The sequence below is a fragment of the Pseudomonas sp. B21-040 genome, assembly GCF_024748695.1.
Classification (GTDB): domain Bacteria; phylum Pseudomonadota; class Gammaproteobacteria; order Pseudomonadales; family Pseudomonadaceae; genus Aquipseudomonas.
Genome location: NZ_CP087176.1, coordinates 3,570,156 through 3,592,302, shown reverse-complemented (window position 1 = coordinate 3,592,302; position 22,147 = coordinate 3,570,156). Strand labels below are relative to the sequence as shown.

The following is a 22,147-nucleotide window of genomic DNA, read 5'->3' as shown; positions in this document are numbered from 1 at the left end:
TTACCCGAGATAGCGCACCACAACGGCCTTGTAGTTGCCATCCAGCGAATAACCGCCTACGACGATTCTTCCATCAGCTTGAACCGCTACCGACATAGCGGTATCCAGGCTGCGGCCCAGGCGGGTGCGAACCCAGCAAGTGCCTTCGGCGAAACCGGGGTCCAGCTGCCCACCCGGCAAATACCGGGCTAAAAGGAAATCGGCTTCGACGCCGCCGTTTGTGGCGCCAACTGCCAGCACTCGGCCATCTACCTGATGCCGGGCGGCGGTCCATTGGCAACCACTGTGACCGATGTTCAGTAGTTGTGGCTGGCCGCCGTTGCAGTGAACATCGGGGCGGCCATTGCTGTGTAGTTTGAAGGCCAGGCAGTGCATCGGGTCGCGGCTGCTGCCAAAGCACAGCAGGTCGCCATTTTCCATCTCGATGACCTGGTTGACCTGAGCGCCGCGCTCTTCAGCCCTGAACGCCATAAAGCCATCCACGGCGAAAGAGTCATCCAGACGACCATCGGGGAGGTAGCGCGCCAGTAAACCTTCCACAGGGAAATTAATCGATCCACCGACCATGATCCGGCCGTCTCGTTGCACCATGAGGCTACTGAGCCAGGAGTTCATCAGCAGGTGCCGGACGATGACAAAGCCGCGGCCATTGAAGGACGTATCCAATTGGCCATGGCGGGTAAGGCGTATCAACAGGCCGACATGATCGGCCAGTTCAAAATGGTGGTTGGCCAGCAGCAGAATCCCGCCGTCAGCCAGCACTTGCACGTCGCAGGCTTCGGCGCCTGGAACGCCAGGGGGAAGCCAGACATCGCGGGTGCCCAGGGACAAGTTTCCCGGCAGGCGAATGACACTGATCCCATTGTCACCAAAATGCCTGACCGGGTGACCTTGGGAATCGAACAGCGCCAAGGCTGGAAGCGTTCGGTGAGTGTCTTCATAGTGCAGCCCGGCCACCAGAATGTGTCCGTTGGCCAACAGATGCACTTTGCCCGCCATGGCTTCGAAGCCGCGCTGGAACTGCCCGATAACGCTGCCGTTATGGCCAAATGCGAGGTCCGCCGAACCGTCTTCCAGTAAACGGGCCAGGCCAAAGCAGTTACCACCTCGCAGGCCAACCGTCGCCGCCACCAGCACGCGGCCACTGGAGTCAATTTCCACGCTGTTGGCGATACTTGACGTACTCCCGGCGAAATACACCTGGGCTTTACCGCGGGCGGCGAAACTATTATCGAGATCGCCAGCCGTATACCGCGATACAGGTAGGGCAAAAGCAGTCTGGTGTGGCATGCGCGCCTCTCCTTGCGAGCTGTCCGAAACCGGGGGGCGGGAGGGCAACTGCCTGTGTGAAACATTCAATCCCTGAATGGGCAATCACACAACTGTCATAACTAACAGGCGGAGGGTCGCACTGTGCCAGAACAGTGTCTTTTCGAACCAAAGACAAGTGCGCCAAGTAATTCGAGGCGAAAAAGTTAGAGTGTTGGATGCGCTGTAACTGTTAAAACAGCCAACTAAAAGAAGGCAGGGGGGCGGACTACGTTGAAGTAGTCCGCAGAGACCCTTAGTGCGGCATAGACCATGATTGCAGCTGATAACCTTTCTCGCTCAACTCGGCGCGGGCCTGCTGCAGCAGGTGTTCGAGTTGCGCAGGGTCGGAATACTCGCTGCTAGGGATTTGGGCGCGGCTAATGTGGGTGTTGGTGCGGTCGATGACGGTGATGCTGAGTTCACCATTGCCGTCTTGTGGGGCCCAGGCCACGCATTGGAAAGGTTTAAAAGCGCGGTCGGCAATCAAAAGAGCTTCGTTGATACGGAGCGGGGCGGTCATAGGATTTTCTCTCTGTGTGCCCAATCAAGTGATCTGCCGTCGGTTGGGCTTACCGTTCGGCTGGTTACTTGTACTGATGCCCCCAACATGGGGTCAGGTCACACACAAACAAAAGAAATTTCAACTTTCTTTCATATACTCAATGCAGGGGTATTGATTTGAAAGCTGAATGAAAGGTTCAACTCGTTAGGTCACTAACCAAGTCGTTCTTATAACTGTTTAAGCAGCCTCTCTATAGTCAATCGATACAAGGGTGTGTCAAATTCTTGCTAATGTTACAGCCAAGTCCGCCAAATGACTGTTTTTACTAATATTTCCTAAAATTTGGCGCCAAGGAACAGTCATGATCGAAGCGCCTGCGTTACGACGTCTGTTAGTAGTAGACCCCTGTGACGACTGCCATCGTCTGTTACCGGGTTTGCGCTCGGTGGGGTGGGATGTTGATAGCTGTTCCCTGGAGAACGCCGCCGATAGAACCTGCGACGTCGGCTTGTTGCGATTACAGCCCTTTCATCTGGAACGTCCCGAAGCCGTCAAAGAACTGATCAGCCGCAGCGGCACCGAGTGGATCGCGGTCCTTAACCAGGAAGTCCTGCGCTTGCAGAATGTCGGGGACTTCGTGTGCGAATGGTTTTTCGACTTCCATACTTTGCCCTTTGACGTCTCTCGGGTTCAGGTCACGCTGGGGCGGGCATTCGGCATGGCGCGCCTGCGTGGGCAGGGCACGATTCACATCGATCAGCCAGAACACGAACTACTGGGCGACAGCAAACCGATTCGCGAACTTCGCAAGTTGCTGAGCAAATTGGCACCGACCGAATCACCGGTCTTGATCCGCGGTGAAAGCGGCACGGGCAAGGAATTGGTCGCGCGCACGCTGCACCGGCAGTCCCAGCGTCACAGCAAACCCTTTGTGGCGATCAACTGCGGTGCGATTCCAGAACATTTGATCCAGTCCGAGTTGTTTGGCCATGAAAAAGGCGCCTTCACCGGCGCTCACCAGCGCAAGGTCGGGCGGATAGAAGCCGCGAACGGCGGCACATTATTCCTTGATGAAATCGGCGATTTACCGCTGGAACTGCAAGCCAATCTGTTGCGTTTCCTACAGGAAAAACACATCGAACGCGTAGGTGGGAGTCAGCCGATTCCGGTGGATGTGCGGGTTTTGGCGGCGACGCACGTCGACCTTGAGGCCGCCATTGAGAAGAAGCGTTTTCGTGAAGATTTATATTACCGCCTGAACGTCCTGCAAGTGGTGACGGCACCTCTGCGTGAACGTCACGGCGACCTGTCGATGCTGGCCAACCACTTCTCCCATTTCTACAGCCACGAAACCGGCCGACGGCCTCGCAGTTTCAGCGAAGACGCACTGATTGCCATGGGCAAACATGATTGGCCGGGCAATGTCCGTGAACTGGCCAATCGGGTGCGGCGCGGGTTGGTGCTCGCCGAGGGGCGGCAGATCGAAGCGCGAGACTTGGGGTTGATCAGCCAGCAAGCCTTTGCCACCCCCATGGGCACCCTCGAAGACTACAAGACCCGTGCCGAGCGCCAGGCACTGTGCGATGTACTCAATCGGCACAGTGACAACCTGAGCGTTGCCGCCAGGGTCCTGGGCGTTTCCAGACCGACTTTCTACCGATTGCTGCACAAGCACCAGATCCGCTAGGGCGCGGTGAAACGAAAAGGCCCGCTGCGATTGACGTCGCAGCGGGCCTTTTCCTTGGGCTTGAAACAGTTAGAAGTAGTAAGGGAATTTCAGGCTGAACTGGAAGTCCGGGGCATCGTCCGTCATGCCCATGGACAGGTTGGGTACGATGGTCAGGTTGTCGGTAGCAGCAATGGTCATGCCGATGTTGAAATAACCGGCGTTGGCATCGCTGGCGACCACGGATTCCCAGTCACCCCCATCCTGTTTCAGCTTGCTTCTGCGCTGCACCAGGTCGGACACCGAGAACGACATACTCATCTTTTCGTTCAGCGCGAACGCAATACCAGCGCCGATCTGGAAGCTGTCGCCGATTTGTACTTTGCCTGGCGTTTTCTGGTTGACGGTAGCGCTGATGTCGTCGAAGGATTCTTCGAAGTTGTGGGTGTAAGACAAGCTGCCGAACAACACCGCCGGATCGAAGGTTTTGACCAGCGAAATACCCGGGGTGACCGACCAGACGCCGTTACCGGTTGGCAGGGTGTCAGGCACGAACAGGTTGGTGTTGGCATCGGTCTGACGCAGCTTGATCCCGAACGGGTCCTTGCCGGTCGGCGCCTTGACCCGCAAGGTGACAACGGCATCCGGGGTATTCACCGATTCGTCCAGGAACTTGTAGGCGATCCCGAAGTTCACGTCGCCAATCGTCGGGTCTCTGGTGACCGTGTCTTCGGTTGTAACGTTGGCCGCGCCCTGGTTGCCGCCGCCGGACTGATAAGTCGACTCGCGGTAAATCACCGGCACGTTCAGGTCGAACTGCCAGCGGTTGTTGTAGTTGTAGCGACCGGTGAGATCGAGCGTCCAGGTATCGGCCTTGATCCGGTCGAGGTTGATGTTGCCCAGGAAGATCGAGTCCAGTGCCAGGAAACCGTTGAGGATCAGCTGGCGGGTGTCGTATCGGGAGTAAGTGATCCCGGTCTCGACGCTGAATTTGCCGCCGCCAAAGAACCCGCTGGCTTCGTCATACAGGTTGGACACACTCTGTGCCGGTTGTGAATCATCGGCCAGCGACTGGCCATAAGAACTGCCGCTGCCCCCGGCTGCGCCCCCCGATGCTGCTGCTGCGCCAGTCCCTGCGGCTACCGCGTTCCCTCTCATGTCGGCTGGCGACTTGGCCAGGCGTTTCGGTGGGGGCGCTGCGGGTTGATCCTCTACCTGGCGGACCCGTTGTTCGAGCACCGCCAGGGCTTTTTGTTGTACTTCGTATCGTTGCTTTAGCTCCAGAAGTTCCTGCTTCAAGGCCTCTACATCCGAGTTGGGTGCCGCATGAAGCACGGCGGCCGGAAATAGAGCACTCAGACAAACTACTGCACGCAGTGATACTGATCGATACATGAATAAGCCGTCCCTTTAAACCCAATGATCGAGACTGAGCGTAGTTCAATATCCCAAGGTACGGAGGGCGTTAAGTTGGGTCAGGTTGCAGTCCAATGCGCCAGCACTCGGGCCATTATTATTGAGTACTACGTTGAGCTGGGTAAGGTTGTTAACCATGTTGCTGTTGCCCATCAGCCGGGTGTTTTGGAGCAATCCGCCCTGGGCCACTTGTTGCAACGCGTTGCCTTGATTGTTGTTGGCAGTAATTGCCATTTGAACGCCACCCCCAGTGGCAGTCACTGCCACGCTACCGGCGGCGTTGCTGCCGCTGATCGTTTGCCCTGCCAGCAAAGCCTGGCCCTGCCCCGGTACAAGCGCCGGTGCCTGGTTAGCTTCCTTCACATCGATCGAAACGTTGTTGTAAGCGGTGTTGCTATCGCCAGCTGCACGCACGCTTTGGGTAATGCCCTGGCTGGTGGACAGTCCAGCGCCGCCGACTACATTGCCGGTGCCTTGTTCAGGTGTACCGCCAGGACCGGAATTGCCTGATTGTTTGATGGTTGATACATAGAATTCGGGTTTGATCGTTGCCGCCTGGATCTGCATGGACGTCGCCGCCCCGATGACGTCACCACTGGCATTGCGCCAGGTACTGCTCATTACAACGCCGAAGCTGATAATACGGCCCGGCATCACATAACGACCGCGCAACTGGGCGAGTTCCTGATCCTTTACTTCGATTGGCTTGAATCCATTGGCATAGCCTGATGCGCTCGCTGCCAGACACACAGCGGCCAGCCAGTATGAGGTTTTCATCTGCTGCTCCCGGAGCATCCTGCTCCAATATCATCATTTGGCGATTAAAAGAAGTCGCTCTGTATGAAACCAAAATCCATCAACTCAGCATCTCTGACAGGGTTGAAGGTATCCAGCTTGTTCTTGGCTGTCAGCGGTACCGGTGGACTGCGTAATGCATTGGTTTTGTCGTAACCGGGACCTACGATAGCGAAGACTATGCCGTTCCAACCTTTGACAAAGTCATCATGGGAGTAGCGTTTGTGTCCGAGTACCGGGTCTCCGATGTAGACCCACTGCTTGTCCGCACGCTGCATCACCACGAAATGCTTGTAGCCGCGAATTTCCATCAGTACCACCACCGGAATCGTTACTGAATCCAGCTTTTCAGGTGGGATCTTGTAGCCCCTGGCGCGCATGCCGATGCTTTCTATGTAGCGCTTCATGTCCAGCATGGAGAAACCTTGAGTACGAACAAGGTTCTGGTCAGCGTTGACCAGCATGCCTTTGATGATGTGCTCCTCATCGACGTCGAGCCAATAAGCCTGGCGTAACACCGTGGCCAGTGCGGCGGCGCCGCAGCTGAAATCGGTTTTCTGTTCGACGATGTCGGCAAACTTGCGCTCACGCAAACTCTGTACCTGCTTATAGACCAGCACGCCGCCAGGCAGGGCGGCTACTGGCATCTGTGCAGCCTGAGTCAGGCCAGACAGGCAGAGTAGGGCGAAAAGGGCAGTCTTGCGCATGATCGATTACGCCTTTTGGGACTGTGGAAAAGCCCCGTTTCCGGGGCTTTCATTGCGATCGCGATTACAGGCAGGCTTTGCAACCTGCGGCGATGGACAGCGAGTTGCTTTGTTGGTTGCCGTTACCGGCTGATACGTTGGCTCCGCCATTACCGGAGAAGTTGTTCATCGAGTTAGTCATGCTTGCATTGTTGGTCACAGGGTTTTTCCAGCCATCAGGGGTCAGCACTTGTTGAGTGGTCACACCGGCCAGATCGAAGGTGCCGACTGCAGTGAAGTCAGATTTGACTGTGCCACCGTCGTGGTCTCCATGACCGCCTTTGTTGTCATTACCATAGCCGTGGCCATGATCATCGTCAGCTGGTTTGGACACTGCTTTGCCTGAAGCATAGAACTTGCCATGAGCAGAGAAGGTGCCTTTGAGCTCGTCTTTTTTGAAGGTCTCAGTGCCATAGTTAGACACGGACAGGCCAGTCGAGGTTTGGTTGGCTTCGGCTGCTGCTGCGGCTACACGACCGCCGGATACAGCAATGGCCAGGTTGTTTTTCTGTTGGTTGAAATCGCCAGCCGTCACGTTGATGCCAATGTTGCCTGAGCCACTATTGCCTGCGTTGTTCAGGTTTGCGTTGTTGGTATTAGAGTAGTTGAGAACGGTGTTGCCGGTGTTGTTTTGAGTCGCGCTGGAAATAGCGACTGCGGAGCCGAAGATAAAGCTTTCGTCAGCAGTGGCCAAAGCGGCGGCGTTGTCTTGTTGGTTGCCGTCACCGGCTGCAACGTTGGCGCCCATGTTGCCGTTGGAGTTATTCAACGAGCTGTCAGCTCTAGCGTCGTTTTTGGTGCCTTGGTTCAATACCCCGTTGTCACTGCTGTCCTGTTGGTCCATCACAGTGGCGCCGGCACCGGCAGAGATTGAAAGCATTTCTTCAAAAGTAGGGTGTTTAGGCTGATGGTTGTTATGCCCGTTGCCGTGACCGTTGCCATGACCGTGATCATCATCACGACCGCCTGCTTGTGCTGCGATTGCCATCACTGCTGCGAGAGCGAAAACCAGTGGTTTTAAGGCCATTGTAGGTTTCATGGTGTTTCTCCGTGCTTATTAGTTGGTTAAGTGTTGGTACTTTCTAATCGCACTGCGTTTGGGTCAGTCAGCGACCCGGATGCTGAGGGTGTTAGCCATTCGGTTCCCCACCCCAGCACTCTGGTTCACCTGGATAATCCCCCGGCTGCCGGTGAAGGCCTGGTCGCTGGTAACGACCTGGCGACTGCCGGTTTGGGGTCCAGTTGCTCCTGAGTTTGGTAACAACGCCACGTTCTGTTGGGAAAGGGCGCTATCGTCGACGCTCTGCGGTGCAGCACTGATGCTGACGCGCATTGCGTTGGCCATTTGGTTGTTGGCCCCGGCGCTCTGGTTAACGCCCAGTACACCGTTGCCATTACTGAAAGAGGTGCCACCGATCGTGGAAGTAGCGTTCATCGAAGGGTTGGCGGGGGTATCGATTTTCTGGTTGATGTGGGTGGACGCGCCGGCATTGGTGCCGATGGCGATAGCCCGGGTGTTGGTTTGTTGCAACTGATCCCCGGCCGCCTGGTTGACGTTGAAGTTGCCTTTGTACTGGACGCCGGAATCCTGGATGTTGGCGTTGTTCATGCTGGCGACGCCGGAGTCGGCCATGGCGCTTGCGCTGGCGAACAGGGCGAGGAAAATGAGGCTGCGATTCATGTCATTGACCTCCGGCCATTCTGGTCAGTGGGGCCAGGCCGGAACTCATGGCCCGGTTGATGGTTCCGGAAATCGCGGCACCGCTACCACCACCGTGGCCGGCGCTCATGCCTGGCATGCCGTTGGGATTGGTCACGACGTTGAGGCCTGGCATGCTGCCACCGTTTGTGTTCGGGTTGACGTTGCCGCTGATGGTCGAACCGCTGGCCACACTGGCGAATTCACCGTCGCTCAATTCAGTGTTGGTCATGGTTGTATTGATGCGTTGTGAAGGGTTGGCGTTGACTGTGGTCGGATAGGGGTCTTTGCCCCCGTTCCGGCCAATAGGAATAGGCTGAACATCGCGTTTGAGAGTAATGACGCCATTGCCATCGGCCTGAGCATTCAGGCTGAGTACCGAACCGGCGGCACATCCGATCAGCAGCAGGTATGAAATACCTTTTGAAATGCCTTTGTTGAAAGTCCCCACGGCAGCAATTCCTTCTTTTGTGGGCTGGCCCTAGTCAGCGTTGGGAAGGAGAGAGCGAAAGCTGTGCCGCTTTTGAATTGTTGTGTTAATTCAATGGGTTAGGCTTTTGTGAAAAGTGCGCGATACGCTCAATGTTTCATGCGTGAGACAACCGGGGCGAGGTTTTACTGACTAATCCCGACGCAAAGCTCTAGCACGGGGGTTTGCGCTGATGTGTTTCAACGGTTTAACAAGCGCCATGACAAGATGATGAAGAGCGCTGAAACAGCCTGTTTGCGGGCAGATGAGTGTTTCAGGAGTGGACACTTTCCCCCCAAAACAGGGGGGATCACTGGGGAAATCGCCCCAATGAAGGCTCAGCAATCCAGCAGATGGCTCACCGCTTCAATCGCCTGAAACCGCCGTTGTGTCCAGCTTCCCTGAATAATCTGAAACGGCTTGCGGTGTTGTTCGAGCCAGGTCTGGGTCGACGTGAAAAATGCCAGGCGCTCACTCAGTTCGGGCTGACAACGCTGGCCGTCGTCCGTCCAATCGACCTGCTCCGGTGACAGCAGCAGGTGCAGATCGTAATGGCGGGCCAGCAACGCGGGCTCAAGCCATGCAGGGCAGTCGCCAAACAAGGTGTTGCTCCAAAGGATATTGCTCAGCAAATGGGTGTCGAGAATCAAAAGTCGAGGCTGTCGGGAACGTGCTTCATCTTCCCATTGCAACTGGCCACGGGCGATCTCAGCAATATCGCCCAGGCAGGTGTCGCGGGGATTTTGTTCGATGAACCAACGCACGAATTCATCGACTCGCACGCCGCCAAAATGCCCTTGTAACTCGGCCGCCAGCCAGCTCTTGCCGCTGGATTCGGGCCCCGTCAGCACCAGCACCTTCACGTGCGTAGCGCCGGCTCGGCCCGCCATTCACGCCAGCCTTGCACTGCCAGCAGCAGGAACAGTGCATAGAGGGCACATGTGATGTACATGCCTTTGTAGATAAACAGCCCGACGAAAACCACATCGACGGCAATCCACAGTGGCCAGCATTGCACGCGTTTTTGCGCCATCCACATCTGTGCAACCAGACTGAAGCCGGTCAGTGCGGCGTCGAGCCAAGGCTGGGCGGCATCGGTCCAGTGCGCCATGGCGGCGCCCAACAGCGCACTGCCCAGCGCGCCGACCGCAAGGCCAAGGGCTACCGACTTGCCATCGAGGCGACTGACCTGCCGACCGGTTTTCGCCTCGCCTGCGCGGGTCCATTGCCACCAGCCATAGAGTTGCAGCGCGGCGTAGATCACTTGCAGGAGCATGTCCGAATACAGCTTTACCTCAAAAAAGATCCAGCTATAAAGCAGCACCATGACCAGACCGATCGGCCAGCACCAGGGGTTCTGTTTGACGGTCAGCCAGACGGCGATTACACCGAGGGCAGCGGCAAACAGTTCAAGCCCGGACATGGAGGTTCCTTGGGAAAGCGAAGTGGGGGCGGATTGTACCGGCAGCCGCCGCCAAGTAGAACCAGCGCTGTAGCAGCTGTCGAGCAGCGCGAGGCTGCGTCCGGGGCCCCAGGACGTGTCAGGACAGCCGCGTTCGCAGGTTTACGACGACTTCGTCGCCGCGCGCAGCCTCGCGCTGCTCGACAGTTGCTACAGGGGGGTTACACGCGAAATTGCTTGAGCAACCCGTTCAACTGTTCGCTCAGGTCTTTCAATCGCACACTGGCCACGTTCGATTGTTGCGCCGCCAGCGCGGTGCTGTGGGACAACTGTGCAGCCTGGGTCACGTTCTGATTGATGTCCTCCACCACATGGGCTTGCTGCAACGTCGCACTGGCGATCGATGCGTTCAACCCGTTGAGGTTACGTAATGCCTGGCCGATTGCCGTTAAACTCGCACCGGCCAGCCCGGCCTGTTCAATGGTCAGTTGCGATGCCCGGCTACTGTCGCCGATAACCTTGACCGCCGCTTCCGAGTGGTTTTGCAGGCGCTCGATCATCGACTGGATCTCCGCTGTCGACTTCTGCGTGCGCTGGGCCAGCAGGCGCACTTCATCGGCCACCACCGCAAAACCACGCCCCTGTTCACCGGCCCGCGCGGCCTCGATGGCAGCGTTGAGGGCGAGCAGGTTGGTTTGCTCGGCGATGGAACGGATCACCTCCAGGACGCTGCCGATCTGCGTGCTTTCTGTGGCCAGGGTACGAATCACTTCCACGGCTTGATCGATGGTGCCGGACAGTTTGTCGATCTGCTGCAAGCTTCCGTCAATGTTGATCTGTCCCTGCTGCGCCTGAGACTCGGCATCGCGCATTTCGCTGGCCGCATGCTCGGCGTTCTTGGCCACATCCTGTACGCCGTAGGTCACTTCATTGATCGCTGTGGCCACCAGTTCCATTTGCTGTGATTGCTGCTGACTGCGCTGCTGGGCCTGGGTGGCGTCATTGCCCAAGTCACTGGACGATTGCCCCAGGTCACTGGCGGACACCTGCAATTGGGTAATGACCTGGCGCAACTTGCTGGTAAAGGCATTGAAGTGTCGCGCCAGTTGCGCCACCTCGTCGTTGCCATGGGTTTCTAGGCTGCGGGTCAGGTCACTTTCCCCGCTGGCGATATTGGCCATGGCATTCACCGTTTCCTGGAGCGGACGCACGATACTGCGCGCAATCAGCATGACCAGCAGGGCCATCACCAGGGCAATCACCACGCCGAGGGACGTCGCCTTCCAGACCTGGCCATAAAACTCGGCCTGCATGTCATCGATGTACACGCCCGACCCAATCACCCAGCCCCAGGGTTCGAAGAGTTTGACGTAGGAGGTTTTTTCCACCGGTGCGCTGGCACCAGGTTTCGGCCAGCGGTAATTGACCACGCCGGCGCCCTTGGCCTTGGCCACGGCGACCATTTCGTTAAACACCGCGAATCCGTCCGGGTCGCGGATGGCCGACAGGTTCTGACCGTCGAGTTTGGGGTTGGCCGGGTGCATGATCATCACCGGCGTCAGGTCGTTGATCCAGAAGTAGTCATTCTGGTCATAGCGCAACCCGCGAACCGCCATCAGCGCCTGCTTCTGCGCGGCATCGCGGGTGAGGGTGCCCGCAGTCTCCAGGTCATGGTAGTAATTCAGAATGCCGCTGGCGGTCTGCACGACGTGCTGGGTTTTCTGGGCCTTGGCCTGATAAAGGTCGTCGTGAATCTGCTTGAGCATCAGCATGCCCAATGTCAGTAGCATCACCACCGACACGATCAAGATGAGCCACAAGCGCCGGCTGATCGACACACTGCGTAAGCTGTTCATAACGCTGTCACTCCGATTTTCTTTTTCTTGTAATAAACGATTGCCAGCATCCAAGCACGCTTTGCCGTTCGGGCATATGCGACCCAAGTCCTATTCCGCGGCAGCGTTATAAAGGCATGTCTGCTAGGATTTCGGCCCCGCGCGGAAAAACCTGAATCCTTGCAGCTTTTCACGGAATTTTTACGGTTTCGTCTGGATCCTGTGCGCGCGGAACTTCAACTACGCTCAGCGCAATGAACGTTTTAAGAAAACTAACGGGGCATGCCTGGGGGCATCGCTTCTTGGGGGATTGATGGATCTTTGGACCGCCTTTCAGGCATTGATACTTGGCGTAGTAGAAGGGCTGACGGAGTTTCTGCCCATTTCCAGTACCGGGCACCAAATCATCGTGGCCGACTTGCTCGACTTCGGTGGTGAACGTGCTATCGCGTTCAACATCATTATTCAATTGGGCGCGATCCTGGCGGTGGTGTGGGAATTTCGCCGCAAGATTCTCGATGTGGTCACGGGGTTGCCGACCCAACCGAGCGCTCGCCGATTCACGGCCAATCTGCTGATCGCATTCATGCCAGCCGTGGTGTTGGGGGTGATTTTCTCCGACTTGATTCACCACTACCTGTTCAACCCGATTACTGTCGCCACCGCGCTGGTTGTGGGCGGGATCATCATGTTGTGGGCCGAGAAGCGCCAACACGAAGTGCACGCCGAAACCGTTGACGAGATTACTTGGCAAGATGCGTTGAAAGTCGGTTTCGCTCAGTGCCTGGCAATGATTCCAGGTACATCGCGTTCCGGGTCGACCATCATCGGCGGGTTGCTGTTTGGCCTGTCGCGCAAGACCGCTACCGAGTTCTCGTTTTTCCTGGCGATGCCGACCATGGTCGCTGCGGCGGTGTACTCGGGCTTCAAATACCGTCACCTGTTCGTGCCAGCGGATTTCCCGGTGTTCGCGATTGGTTTCGTCACTGCGTTCATCTTCGCCATGATCGCGGTCCGTGGCTTGCTCAAGTTCATCGCCAGCCACAGCTACGCGGCGTTCGCCTGGTATCGCATCGTGTTCGGCCTGATCATTCTGGCCACTTGGCAATTTGGTTGGGTCGACTGGTCCGCGGCCAAGCCATGAGTGACGCCGGCACGCGCCACAACCCCGGGCGCAGGTCCGGGGGCGAGCACATTCAGCATCTACGACTCAAGCTGCTGGTTTTTGCAGCGCTGTGCGCGTTGCCGTTGGCAGGGTCGGTTTTGCTCTGGCTGCGCGGGGTGTCATTGATTCCGCTGGCGGCGTATGGGGGCGTCAGTGTGCTGGCGTTTTTCCTGTACTGGAGTGACAAGCGCAAGGCCCGCGCCGATACCTGGCGCACGCCGGAAAACGTCTTGCATGCGGTCGAACTGGCCGGCGGCTGGCCTGGCGCGTTGCTGGCTCAGCAAGTGTTCCGGCACAAGACTCGCAAAGTCTCGTTTCAGCTGTTGTTCTGGCTGATTGTGCTGTTGCATCAGGTGTTCTGGATCGATCAGCTGTTCCTCGGCGCCCACCTGTTGGCACTGTTTTAAAGCAGCAATCCAACCTGGGTACGCTTGGGCAACTTGCTCACCACCAGTTGGTGGGAACGTTGCAACAAGCCTTGCAGCTCTTCGGCGCCCAGCGGGTAGGGCGTTTGCATGATGATCCACTGGGCTCTCGCCAGATAGGGAGCTGGGTGGATGCCCGGTCGGTCGCAATGCCCCAGAAACAGGTCCTTGTCGACTTTGAAGGCCAGCGATGCGCCACGCAGGTTCTGCAAGGCGAACATCTTGTTTCCTGCAATCGAAAACACCCGCACACCTCCCCATTTATAGTCCTCCCGCGCACCCGGTAGCGCGAGGCAGAACTGCGCGACATCCTGTTCGCTCATACGTCCAGCCTTCATATCAGTCGGTCCCCACAGGCATTGAATGATTCGATCAAATGGTCGAGCCAGGCGCGAACCGCCGGCATCACCCCGCGCCGATGAGGGTAGACCGCTTGTAGCCAGCCGCCAGGCAATGACCAGTCGGGCAGCAATTGGACTAGCGAACCGGCTTCCAGCTCTTGCTCGCAATACATCATGGGCAACAGGGTAAAGCCCTGGCCGGCGAGGGTGCAGGCCTTGCGCACAATGAAGTCATCGATACCCAATCGCGCTTCCAGGCTCAGCTCGACGCTTTTTCCCTGGAGATCGAGCAGGCGAATATGCACCATGCGGTCGGCTTCGAGGGCGCCCAGCACCGGCAGGTTTCTGAGGTCTTCGGGCTGGTTGATTTCACGTCCGTGCAAAAAATCCGGGGTGGCGACCATGGCCATTTGCGCCTGGCGCAGGCGACGGGTCACCAGCAACGGATCTTCGTCGCCCAGTTCACGCACGCGCAAGGCGACATCGACGCCTTCAGTCACCAGGTCGACCCGGCGATTGAGCAACATGACTTCCAGTTGTACCTGCGGGTATTTGTCCAGAAATCGGGCAATGACCGTCGGCAGCATTTCATGCGCCAGGCCGACGGGACAGGACACCCGCAACCGCCCGCGCGGTTCGCTGGACATGCTGGCGACCGCTTCATCGGCCATTTCGGCTTCCAGCAGCATCGCCTGACAGTGGCGCAAGTAACGCTCGCCCACCGCCGTCAGCTTGAGTTGCCGAGTGGTGCGTTGCAGCAGGCGCGCGCCCAGGCGTTCTTCCAGCTCGGCAATCCGGCGCGACAAGCGGGATTTGGGAATCCCGAGCACGCGACCTGCCGCCGCGAAGCCGCCGGCTTCAACCACCTTGGCAAAATAGTAGAGATCATTGAGATCTTGCATGACAGTTGCTCGACTGTTCTATCAGTGGGACGAACTATCGCATTGTTGCAGTCTAATCAGCTATTGGTTTCGCCTGTAGGATTCTCTCCATCAGATCGCCCCGTGGCGATCCTCACCTGGAGATCCCACATGAAACTGTTGCATATCGATTCGAGCATTCTTGGTGACAACTCGGCTTCCCGTCTGCTGAGCAGCGAAGTCGTTAAAGCCTGGCAAGCTGCAGAGCCAAACGCCGTGGTTACCTACCGCGACCTGGCCGCTGATGCCATCAGCCATTTCTCCGCCACGACCCTGGTCGCCGCCGGTACTACCGCTGAACTGCGCAACGCCGCGCAACAGCACGAAGCCGAGCTGAGCGCCAAGACCCTGGCCGAATTCCTCGCCGCAGATGCCGTCGTGATCGCCGCGCCGATGTACAACTTCACCGTTCCGACCCAACTCAAGGCCTGGATCGATCGCATCGCCGTTGCCGGTCAGACCTTCCGCTACACCGAAGCCGGCCCTGAAGGCCTGTGCGGTGGCAAGAAAGTCGTGATCGTTTCCACTTCCGGTGGCATGCATGCCGGTCAGGCCACGGGTGTGGCTCACGAAGAGTATTTGAAAGTGCTGTTCGGCTTCATCGGCATCACCGACATCGAGTTCGTCCGCGCCCACGGCCTGGCCTACGGTGACGAAGTTCGCACCAAAGCCATGAGCGATGCTCAAGCGCAAATCAGCGAGCAATTGTTCGCCGCCGCGTAAGGCTTGCGTAAAGGCAGCAAACTGCTAGGGCAATACCCCAAAAAACTCTGTATTCTGGCCACGCAAGTGCCAGATACGGAGTTTTTTGTTTCTGGCCGTTTCAGGTTGTGGCCCAGGTTATGCAGTAACGGGTTAACGTTCCCGTTCTGCAATGACCTTGTTGGCCGCAAATGCTGGTACAAGGCCGCTGCCTCGATGATCCGAGGAGAACGGGCTTTCCGGTCAAGTAACAAAATGGTGGGGCATCCTTATGGTGCGTCTTTGTGCAACGTTACTGTTTTGCCTGCTCAGCAGCCTGAATTCAGTGCACGCCGCGCCTGCGCCACATCCTCACTGGAGCGTCGGCTTCCATGAGATGAGTTTTCTCGACCCCCTCGATTTGCAACCGATGCACGCCATCGCGTTCTATCCCTCCAGTGACAGGGAGCACACCAGTAAAATCGAGGGTTACACCGTCGAAGCCGGCGAAGACAGCGCTGTTGCCATCGGGCGCTTCCCGATGCTGATGCTGTCCCACGGCAACACCGGAACCCCGCTGGCCCTGCACGACCTCGCCACCTCGCTGGCGCGCAAAGGCTTTGTGGTGGTCGCGGTGATCCATCCTGGCGACAACTCCAAAGACCACAGCCGCCTCGGTACGCTGAGTAACCTTTACGGCCGACCCATCCAGATTTCCGAAGCCATCACCGCTACCTTGGGTGATCGCATGCTCGCGCCATTCGTCAATGCCAATCAGGTCGGGGTGATTGGCTATTCGGCGGGCGGTGAGACGGCGTTGATCCTGTCCGGTGCCACGCCTGACCTGGATCGTCTGCGTCGGTATTGCGAGGAACGCCCGGACGACCGCGATGCCTGCAACACCAAGGGTGAATTGATCGTCGACCGCGATGACCTTCAACCCGTGGCCGACCCGCGCGTGCATGCGTTGCTATTGATGGCGCCGCTGAGCTTGAAGTTCGGCCGTCACACCCTGGCCGATGTGCATGTGCCGGTGCTGCTTTACAGCGGCGACGGCGACAAACTGGTCGCGTTCGACAAGAACGCAGCGGCGCTTGCGCGCAAGTTGCCGATTGCCCCCGACTTCAAGTTGTTGGCCGGCGCGGGGCATTTCGTGTTCATGGCCCCGTGCAACGAAGAGCAGATCATTGCCATGCCAGCACTGTGTACCGACGCCGATGGGGTCGACCGCGAAGGCATCCATCGCGACATGATTTCCGAAGCCGGGCGTTTCTTCTCCCGCACCCTGGGCATCGCAACCCGCGCAGGTCTGCAAACCGCGGATCAGTGAACACCGCAACCCCTGTAGCAGCTGGCGAAGCCTGCGTCCGGCTGCGCAGCAGTCGTAAAATCAGCCGCTAAGGTGTTTCAGGTAGACCGCGCTGTCAGGGTTTGCGACTGCTACGCAGCCGGACGCAGGCTTCGCCAGCTGCTACAGGATTGAGTGTTGGCTAGGCCATTGCACGGCGTTTGAGTAGCAGCGTTAGACCCAACCCGGTTACCGACAACAACGCCGCGCTAAAGAATATCCACGTATACCCTAGGTTCAACGCCACCGCGCCCATCAGTGGCCCGGCAATCGCCAGTGCCAAATCAAAAAACACCGCGTAAGCACTCAGGCCCGCGCCGCGACTGGAATTGGGGACTTGCTTGATCGCCTCGACGCCGAGCGCCGGGTAAACCAGCGACAAGCCAAAACCGGTCAGGCCCGCGCCGATCAGCGCATAACCCGTCGAAGGCGCCAGCCACAGCAGCACCAGGCCCACGGTTTCAATGCACATGCAGGCAATGGCCGAAGTGAATCCACCGAACCGGCTGATGCTGGAGATGAACAACAGACGCGCCAGAATAAAGCAGACGCCGAATACGGTCAGGCAATACGCGGCACCGGCCCAACCACGGCTGACGTAGTACAAGGTAATAAAAGTGGTGAGCGTGCCATAACCGATGGACGCCAGGCTCAGGCTTGCACCAAACGGCGCAATGCGCCCGAACACCGCCCAAAAGGGCAGCCGCTCACCGCGAACCACCGGCACCGACGGTTTGTTGCGGATCAGCAGCAACGCGCCCAGCGCCAGCAGCGACAGTGCGATCCCCAGACTGGCGAAACCATAGTCGGCGACCATCACCACACCCAGTGGCGCACCGATGGCAATGGCGCCGTACGACGCGATGCCGTTCCAGGAAATGGAACGGGCGGTGTGCTCCGCGCCGACCTGGCCCATGCACCAACTGATAGTGCCGACGCCGATCAAGCCTTGGGCGATCCCGAGCAGCAAACGGCCGGCAATCAGGATCAACAGACTCACCAGCGGCATGCTCTGCAGCAACGTCGAAATCAGCGTCAACACGCCGCTCAGCACTATCCCGGACAACCCGTAAACAATCGCGCGTTTGGTGCCGATACTGTCCGACATGCGCCCGGCCATGGGCCGGCTGAGCAAGGTGGCCAGGTACTGCGAGCCAATGGTCAGCCCCGCGATGATCGCGCTGAAACCTAGTTGTTCATGGACATACCCCGGCAACACCGCAATCGGCAGACCGATGCAGAGGAAGGCAATAAAGGTATAAAAAACGATAGAGACGATCTGCAGGGTGATCGTCAGGGAGCTTTGCGGGGGCAACTGCTGCGCAGACATGAGGGCTCGTTCGCGGGCGGCGGTGGGAGAGCTGCATCATGGCGTGGGCTTGAAATAAAAGAAAGCAGGCTAACTATTTTTTGTTGTGGCGATGATCGTTCCCACGCTCTGCGTGGGAATGCCTCAACGGACGCTCCACGTTCGGTTCCGGAAGGGACGCGGAGCATCCCGGGCTGCATTCCCACGCGGAGCGTGGGAACAATCGATGAAATGCAAAAAGCCCCGTCACAAGGACAGGGCTTTCAGTTGAAGCAGGGCAGCTATTTAGAACACTACACCCTGGCTGCGCAGGTAATCGTCATAGGTGCCGCTGAAATCGATCACGCCGCTAGGGCTGAGTTCGATAATGCGGGTGGCCAACGACGATACGAACTCACGGTCGTGGCTGACGAAGATCAGCGTGCCCGGGTAGTTTTCCAGCGCCAGGTTCAGCGCCTCGATGGATTCCATGTCCAAGTGGTTGGTCGGTTCGTCCATGATCAGCACGTTCGGCTTTTGCAGGATCAGTTTGCCGAACAGCATGCGGCCTTGCTCACCACCGGAAATGACCTTGACCGACTTGAGGATCTCGTCGTTGGAGAACAGCATGCGCCCCAGGGTGCCGCGAACGATTTGCTCGCCGCCCTGAGTCCACTGGCCCATCCAGTCGAACAGGTTACAGTCGTCTTCGAAGTCGTGTGCGTGGTCCTGGGCGTAGTAGCCCAGCTCGGCGGCGTCGGTCCATTTCACGGTGCCGGCATCCGGGGTCAGTTCGTTGACCAGGGTGCGCAGCAGGGTGGTTTTACCGATACCGTTCGGGCCGATGATCGCCACGCGCTCGCCCGCTTCAACCTGGAAGCTGAAGTCCTTGAACAGGGTCTTGCCGTCGAAGCCTTTGGCCATGCGCTCGACGATGACCGCCTGACGGTGCAGCTTCTTGGTTTGTTCGAAACGGATGAACGGGCTCACACGGCTCGAAGGCTTGACCTCGGCCAGCTGGATCTTGTCGATTGCCTTGGCGCGGGAGGTGGCCTGCTTGGCTTTCGAGGCGTTGGCCGAGAAGCGGCTGACGAACGATTGCAGTTCCGAGATCTGCGCCTTCTTCTTGGCATTGTCCGACAGCAGTTGCTCGCGGGACTGGGTCGCTACGGTCATGTACTCGTCGTAGTTGCCCGGGAACAGACGCAGCTCGCCGTAATCCAGGTCAGCCATGTGGGTGCACACGCTGTTCAGGAAGTGACGGTCGTGAGAGATGATGATCATCAGGCTGGAGCGCTGGGTCAGAATGTTTTCCAGCCAGCGGATGGTATTGATGTCCAGGTGGTTGGTCGGTTCGTCGAGCAACAGCACTTCAGGATCGGAGAACAGCGCCTGAGCCAGCAATACACGCAGTTTCCAGCCTGGGGAAACCTCGCTCATCGGGCCAAAGTGTTGCTCGATGCCGATACCCAGGCCCAGCAACAGCTCGCCGGCACGGGATTCGGCGGTGTATCCGTCCATTTCGGCGAATTCGGTTTCCAGCTCGGCCACGGCCATGCCGTCTTCTTCGGTCATTTCCGGCAGCGAGTAGATGCGATCGCGCTCGGCCTTGACCTTCCACAGCTCTTCGTGACCCATGATCACGGTATCGATCACGGTGAATTCTTCGTAGGCGAACTGGTCCTGGCGCAATTTACCCAGACGCACGTTCGGCTCGAGCATGACCTGGCCGCCGGACGGCTCGAGGTCGCCACCGAGGATTTTCATGAAAGTCGACTTGCCGCAACCGTTGGCGCCGATCAGGCCGTAGCGGTTACCCGCGCCGAACTTGACCGAAACGTTTTCGAATAGCGGCTTGGCGCCGAACTGCATCGTGATGTTAGCTGTAGAGATCAAAGGTTTTTCCTGCGAAGCATTCAGAGTAGCTAGGGTTGCGGCAGTACCGATTCAGTACCCGTTTCCGGTATTCAAACCACGGGAAATGCATCCCGGTCAGAAGCGGAAGGTCCATCTGGCAATAAGTGGACAGCAGCATATGGAGCGCTTGGCCCGAGTCGAAGTGCGCTGAGACGGGGTTCATTCCCGTCATCAACCAAGGGGGGCGCGTAATGTTTGGCGGCGATTGTACTGGTCTGGCTCTTTAAACGATAGGGCGTTGAGCCCGCTCGATCGCATTGACGGTATCCACCAACAGATTTTCACCGCTGGAAGCTAACTTTTTGTGACGACCAGTGGCTAAAATGCAATTTTTCAACACGATAACGACAGCCGGTACATGCCTGGCGACGATGCTACCAGGGCCGCCGTTTCGTTTTCACGTCCAACGTGTGATGGTTTTTGTGAAACTGATCATTGCCTTTATTTACCTGGTCTCCATTGCATACGTGCACTTGCGTGGGCGCGTGCGCCACAGGTTGGGCCGCCAGTTGAGTGATCACTCTTCGTTTCTGGCGCCACTCAATTGCTTCTTGTATCTGTTTTCGAAAATCCCCACCAAACCGTATCTGGATCCAGCTGATTTTCCAGATTTGAGCCCGTTGCAGGCGCATTGGCAAGACATCCGCGCCGAAGGCCAGAACCTGTTGAACGCCGGAGAGATCAAACGCTCCGATCAATACAACGACGTCGGCTTCAACTCGTTCTTCAAATCGGGCTGGAAACGTTTTTACCTGAAATGGTACGGCGACAGCCATCCTTCGGCGATGAAGCTCTGCCCGCGCACCACTGAATTGGTCCAAGGCATTGGCTCGATCAAGGCCGCGATGTTCGCAGAACTGCCACCGGGTTCCAGGCTGGTCCGTCATCGCGATCCTTATGCCGGTTCCTACCGTTATCACTTGGGCCTGGAAACGCCGAACGAAGAAGGTTGCTACATCAATGTCGACGGCCAGAACTACCATTGGCGCGATGGCGAAGCGGTGATGTTCGACGAAACCTTCATTCATTACGCCGAAAACACCACGCAGCAAAACCGCATCATCCTGTTTTGCGACATCGAGCGCCCGATGAAGTATCGCTGGGCGGCAGTGTTCAACGACTGGTTTAGCCGGACCGTGATGTCGGCGGCCGGTGCGCCAAACGATGCGGGTGACAGGACCGGCGGCATCAACCGCCTGTTCACCCGGATCTACAAAATCCGCCTGCGTGGCAAAGCGCTGAAAAAGCGCAACCGCAAGCGCTACTACCTGGAAAAGTGGGCGATCTTTGCCGGGTTGCTCGTGCTGATTTTTCTGATCTGAAGGCCTGGCTAACCACGAGAAGTCCTAGTGGCTTTTTTCGGTGCCGTCGGTTTGGCTTTGGCGCTGCCCTTGCTTCCCAGGCTACGTTTAAGCAATTCGGTCAGATCAATCACATCCGCTGTTTTGCGCGCCTCTTCACCGGTCGCTGTCTCGACATCCTCGATCTTGCCTTCATTGGCCTTTTTCTCGACCAGCGCCATGATCTTGTCTTCGAAGCTGTCGCGGTAGTCCTCAGGTTTCCAGTCGGCGCTCATGTCTTGCACCAGGCGTTTGGCCATATCGAGTTCACCCTTGGCCAGTTCGGGCTTGGTCACCTCGCTGCCCAGCTCGAGCGTATCGAGGCTGCGCACTTCGGCGGGCCAACGCAACATCACCAATACCATTGAAGACTCCAGCGGCATCAACGCCGCCAGGTGCTGACGTGTGTGCAGCACTACATGGGCGAGGGCGACTTTATTGGTTTTGCTCAACGTTTCGCGCAACAGCGCGTACACCTTGCCACCGCGTTTATCAGGGGCGAGGTAGTAGGGCGTATCGATGTTTTGCAGGGGGATCTGCTCACGGTCGACAAAGGAAAAGATGTCGATGGTTTGGGTGGATAAAGGGTGCGCCGATTTGATTTCCTCTTCGCTGAGGACCACGTACCGACCTTTTTCGTATTGCACACCTTTGACGATGTGCTCCTTGGTGACTTCTTTGCCGGTGACCTTGTTTACCCGCTTGTACCCGACCGGCTCCATGCTGCGGCTGTCGAGCCAGTCGAAATCCACCCCTTGGGAGGATGTCGCCGAGACCAGCGCCACAGGGATATGCACCAGCCCGAAACTGATTGCGCCTTTCCAGATTGCCCGTGCCATGGTCGTCTTCCCGAAAGTGATAATCAGGTGACCGGCGGCCTC

Annotated in this window: 22 protein-coding genes; 6 read left to right on the top strand and 16 right to left on the bottom strand. The window is 57.8% G+C overall.

Going from position 1 to position 22,147, the window contains the following annotated elements:
• Both LOY55_RS16530 and LOY55_RS16525 read right to left on the bottom strand, forming a co-directional pair.
• Window positions 1-1,290, bottom strand: a complete 1,290-nt coding sequence (locus LOY55_RS16530; RefSeq protein ID WP_258665802.1) for a hypothetical protein — start codon at window positions 1,288-1,290, stop codon at window positions 1-3.
• Window positions 1,291-1,564: 274 nt separating this feature from the next.
• Window positions 1,565-1,831, bottom strand: a complete 267-nt coding sequence (locus LOY55_RS16525; protein WP_109786991.1) for a hypothetical protein — start codon at window positions 1,829-1,831, stop codon at window positions 1,565-1,567.
• A 343-nt stretch (window positions 1,832-2,174) separates the two neighbouring features.
• Between LOY55_RS16525 and LOY55_RS16520 the strand changes: the two genes are divergently transcribed.
• Window positions 2,175-3,500: a sigma-54 dependent transcriptional regulator gene (locus LOY55_RS16520; protein WP_046033095.1), complete on the top strand. Its 1,326-nt coding sequence runs from the start codon at window positions 2,175-2,177 to the stop codon at window positions 3,498-3,500.
• 69 nt (window positions 3,501-3,569) lie between these two features.
• Here the strand turns inward: LOY55_RS16520 and LOY55_RS16515 are convergent, their stop codons facing one another.
• The 9 genes from LOY55_RS16515 to LOY55_RS16475 all read right to left on the bottom strand — a co-directional run bounded on the left by LOY55_RS16515 (window position 3,570) and on the right by LOY55_RS16475 (window position 11,862).
• Window positions 3,570-4,874: a hypothetical protein gene (locus tag LOY55_RS16515; protein WP_109786990.1), complete on the bottom strand. Its 1,305-nt coding sequence runs from the start codon at window positions 4,872-4,874 to the stop codon at window positions 3,570-3,572.
• 45 nt (window positions 4,875-4,919) lie between these two features.
• Window positions 4,920-5,690, bottom strand: a complete 771-nt coding sequence (locus LOY55_RS16510; RefSeq protein WP_109786989.1) for a hypothetical protein — start codon at window positions 5,688-5,690, stop codon at window positions 4,920-4,922.
• 26 nt (window positions 5,691-5,716) lie between these two features.
• Entirely contained in the window at window positions 5,717-6,397 is a 681-nt protein-coding gene (locus LOY55_RS16505; RefSeq protein ID WP_109786988.1) for a C39 family peptidase, read from the bottom strand.
• 64 nt (window positions 6,398-6,461) lie between these two features.
• Complete coding sequence (locus LOY55_RS16500) at window positions 6,462-7,475, bottom strand: heme utilization protein (protein ID WP_109786987.1); 1,014 nt, start codon at window positions 7,473-7,475, stop codon at window positions 6,462-6,464.
• 63 nt (window positions 7,476-7,538) lie between these two features.
• The gene (locus LOY55_RS16495; RefSeq protein WP_046033100.1) at window positions 7,539-8,117 is read right to left on the bottom strand and encodes a hypothetical protein; all 579 of its coding nucleotides are present in this window, start codon (window positions 8,115-8,117) and stop codon (window positions 7,539-7,541) included.
• 1 nt (window position 8,118) lies between these two features.
• Window positions 8,119-8,586 carry a hypothetical protein gene (locus LOY55_RS16490; protein ID WP_109786986.1) on the bottom strand — a complete coding sequence of 156 codons (468 nt, stop codon included), beginning with the start codon at window positions 8,584-8,586 and terminating at the stop codon, window positions 8,119-8,121.
• Between the two features lie 356 nt (window positions 8,587-8,942).
• Window positions 8,943-9,467, bottom strand: a complete 525-nt coding sequence (locus LOY55_RS16485) for an AAA family ATPase (protein ID WP_258668349.1) — start codon at window positions 9,465-9,467, stop codon at window positions 8,943-8,945.
• Window positions 9,464-10,027, bottom strand: coding sequence for a nicotinamide riboside transporter PnuC (gene pnuC, locus LOY55_RS16480; protein WP_258665800.1), 564 nt, complete (start codon window positions 10,025-10,027; stop codon window positions 9,464-9,466). Before pnuC ends, LOY55_RS16485 begins: the two co-directional genes overlap by 4 nt.
• A gap of 200 nt (window positions 10,028-10,227) precedes the next feature.
• Window positions 10,228-11,862 carry a methyl-accepting chemotaxis protein gene (locus LOY55_RS16475; RefSeq protein WP_258665799.1) on the bottom strand — a complete coding sequence of 545 codons (1,635 nt, stop codon included), beginning with the start codon at window positions 11,860-11,862 and terminating at the stop codon, window positions 10,228-10,230.
• Window positions 11,863-12,154: 292 nt separating this feature from the next.
• Between LOY55_RS16475 and LOY55_RS16470 the strand changes: the two genes are divergently transcribed.
• Both LOY55_RS16470 and LOY55_RS16465 read left to right on the top strand, forming a co-directional pair.
• A complete protein-coding gene (locus LOY55_RS16470; RefSeq protein WP_077432119.1) occupies window positions 12,155-12,985 on the top strand; it encodes an undecaprenyl-diphosphate phosphatase in 831 nt (276 codons plus the stop codon).
• Complete coding sequence (locus LOY55_RS16465; RefSeq protein WP_046033106.1) at window positions 12,982-13,413, top strand: DUF1294 domain-containing protein; 432 nt, start codon at window positions 12,982-12,984, stop codon at window positions 13,411-13,413. The genes LOY55_RS16470 and LOY55_RS16465 overlap by 4 nt, the downstream gene beginning before the upstream one ends.
• Here LOY55_RS16465 and LOY55_RS16460 read toward each other — a convergent pair.
• Entirely contained in the window at window positions 13,410-13,769 is a 360-nt protein-coding gene (locus tag LOY55_RS16460) for an MmcQ/YjbR family DNA-binding protein (RefSeq protein ID WP_109786983.1), read from the bottom strand. The genes LOY55_RS16465 and LOY55_RS16460 overlap by 4 nt on opposite strands.
• Complete coding sequence (locus LOY55_RS16455; RefSeq protein ID WP_046033108.1) at window positions 13,766-14,674, bottom strand: LysR substrate-binding domain-containing protein; 909 nt, start codon at window positions 14,672-14,674, stop codon at window positions 13,766-13,768. The genes LOY55_RS16460 and LOY55_RS16455 overlap by 4 nt, the downstream gene beginning before the upstream one ends.
• Window positions 14,675-14,803: 129 nt before the next feature.
• On the opposite strand from LOY55_RS16455, the gene LOY55_RS16450 reads away from it, so the two are divergent.
• Window positions 14,804-15,415: an FMN-dependent NADH-azoreductase gene (locus LOY55_RS16450; RefSeq protein WP_258665796.1), complete on the top strand. Its 612-nt coding sequence runs from the start codon at window positions 14,804-14,806 to the stop codon at window positions 15,413-15,415.
• Window positions 15,416-15,665: 250 nt separating this feature from the next.
• On the top strand, window positions 15,666-16,703 hold the full coding sequence (locus tag LOY55_RS16445) for a dienelactone hydrolase (RefSeq protein WP_109786981.1): 1,038 nt from the start codon (window positions 15,666-15,668) through the stop codon (window positions 16,701-16,703).
• A 160-nt stretch (window positions 16,704-16,863) separates the two neighbouring features.
• Here the strand turns inward: LOY55_RS16445 and LOY55_RS16440 are convergent, their stop codons facing one another.
• Window positions 16,864-18,051 (bottom strand): MFS transporter, encoded by a 1,188-nt coding sequence (locus LOY55_RS16440; protein ID WP_258665794.1) that lies wholly within the window; start codon window positions 18,049-18,051, stop codon window positions 16,864-16,866.
• A gap of 264 nt (window positions 18,052-18,315) precedes the next feature.
• Complete coding sequence (locus tag LOY55_RS16435; RefSeq protein WP_080943075.1) at window positions 18,316-19,905, bottom strand: ABC-F family ATPase; 1,590 nt, start codon at window positions 19,903-19,905, stop codon at window positions 18,316-18,318.
• 443 nt (window positions 19,906-20,348) lie between these two features.
• Between LOY55_RS16435 and lpxO the strand changes: the two genes are divergently transcribed.
• Window positions 20,349-21,248, top strand: coding sequence for a lipid A hydroxylase LpxO (lpxO, locus tag LOY55_RS16430; protein ID WP_258665790.1), 900 nt, complete (start codon window positions 20,349-20,351; stop codon window positions 21,246-21,248).
• Between the two features lie 8 nt (window positions 21,249-21,256).
• Here lpxO and LOY55_RS16425 read toward each other — a convergent pair whose 3' ends face one another.
• Window positions 21,257-22,105 carry a Ku protein gene (locus tag LOY55_RS16425; RefSeq protein WP_258665788.1) on the bottom strand — a complete coding sequence of 283 codons (849 nt, stop codon included), beginning with the start codon at window positions 22,103-22,105 and terminating at the stop codon, window positions 21,257-21,259.
• Window positions 22,106-22,147: the final 42 nt, after the last annotated feature.

Bases quoted from the DNA above. Each gene is read 5' to 3' on its own strand.
- LOY55_RS16530 (WP_258665802.1), bottom strand. From the start codon at position 1,290: ATGCCACACCAGACTGCTTTTGCCCTACCTGTATCGCGGTATACGGCT.
- LOY55_RS16525 (WP_109786991.1), bottom strand. From the start codon at position 1,831: ATGACCGCCCCGCTCCGTATCAACGAAGCTCTTTTGATTGCCGACCGC.
- LOY55_RS16520 (WP_046033095.1), top strand. From the start codon at position 2,175: ATGATCGAAGCGCCTGCGTTACGACGTCTGTTAGTAGTAGACCCCTGT.
- LOY55_RS16515 (WP_109786990.1), bottom strand. From the start codon at position 4,874: ATGTATCGATCAGTATCACTGCGTGCAGTAGTTTGTCTGAGTGCTCTA.
- LOY55_RS16510 (WP_109786989.1), bottom strand. From the start codon at position 5,690: ATGCTCCGGGAGCAGCAGATGAAAACCTCATACTGGCTGGCCGCTGTG.
- LOY55_RS16505 (WP_109786988.1), bottom strand. From the start codon at position 6,397: ATGCGCAAGACTGCCCTTTTCGCCCTACTCTGCCTGTCTGGCCTGACT.
- LOY55_RS16500 (WP_109786987.1), bottom strand. From the start codon at position 7,475: ATGAAACCTACAATGGCCTTAAAACCACTGGTTTTCGCTCTCGCAGCA.
- LOY55_RS16495 (WP_046033100.1), bottom strand. From the start codon at position 8,117: ATGAATCGCAGCCTCATTTTCCTCGCCCTGTTCGCCAGCGCAAGCGCC.
- pnuC (WP_258665800.1), bottom strand. From the start codon at position 10,027: ATGTCCGGGCTTGAACTGTTTGCCGCTGCCCTCGGTGTAATCGCCGTC.
- LOY55_RS16475 (WP_258665799.1), bottom strand. From the start codon at position 11,862: ATGAACAGCTTACGCAGTGTGTCGATCAGCCGGCGCTTGTGGCTCATC.
- LOY55_RS16470 (WP_077432119.1), top strand. From the start codon at position 12,155: ATGGATCTTTGGACCGCCTTTCAGGCATTGATACTTGGCGTAGTAGAA.
- LOY55_RS16465 (WP_046033106.1), top strand. From the start codon at position 12,982: ATGAGTGACGCCGGCACGCGCCACAACCCCGGGCGCAGGTCCGGGGGC.
- LOY55_RS16460 (WP_109786983.1), bottom strand. From the start codon at position 13,769: ATGAAGGCTGGACGTATGAGCGAACAGGATGTCGCGCAGTTCTGCCTC.
- LOY55_RS16455 (WP_046033108.1), bottom strand. From the start codon at position 14,674: ATGCAAGATCTCAATGATCTCTACTATTTTGCCAAGGTGGTTGAAGCC.
- LOY55_RS16450 (WP_258665796.1), top strand. From the start codon at position 14,804: ATGAAACTGTTGCATATCGATTCGAGCATTCTTGGTGACAACTCGGCT.
- LOY55_RS16445 (WP_109786981.1), top strand. From the start codon at position 15,666: ATGGTGCGTCTTTGTGCAACGTTACTGTTTTGCCTGCTCAGCAGCCTG.
- LOY55_RS16440 (WP_258665794.1), bottom strand. From the start codon at position 18,051: ATGTCTGCGCAGCAGTTGCCCCCGCAAAGCTCCCTGACGATCACCCTG.
- LOY55_RS16425 (WP_258665788.1), bottom strand. From the start codon at position 22,105: ATGGCACGGGCAATCTGGAAAGGCGCAATCAGTTTCGGGCTGGTGCAT.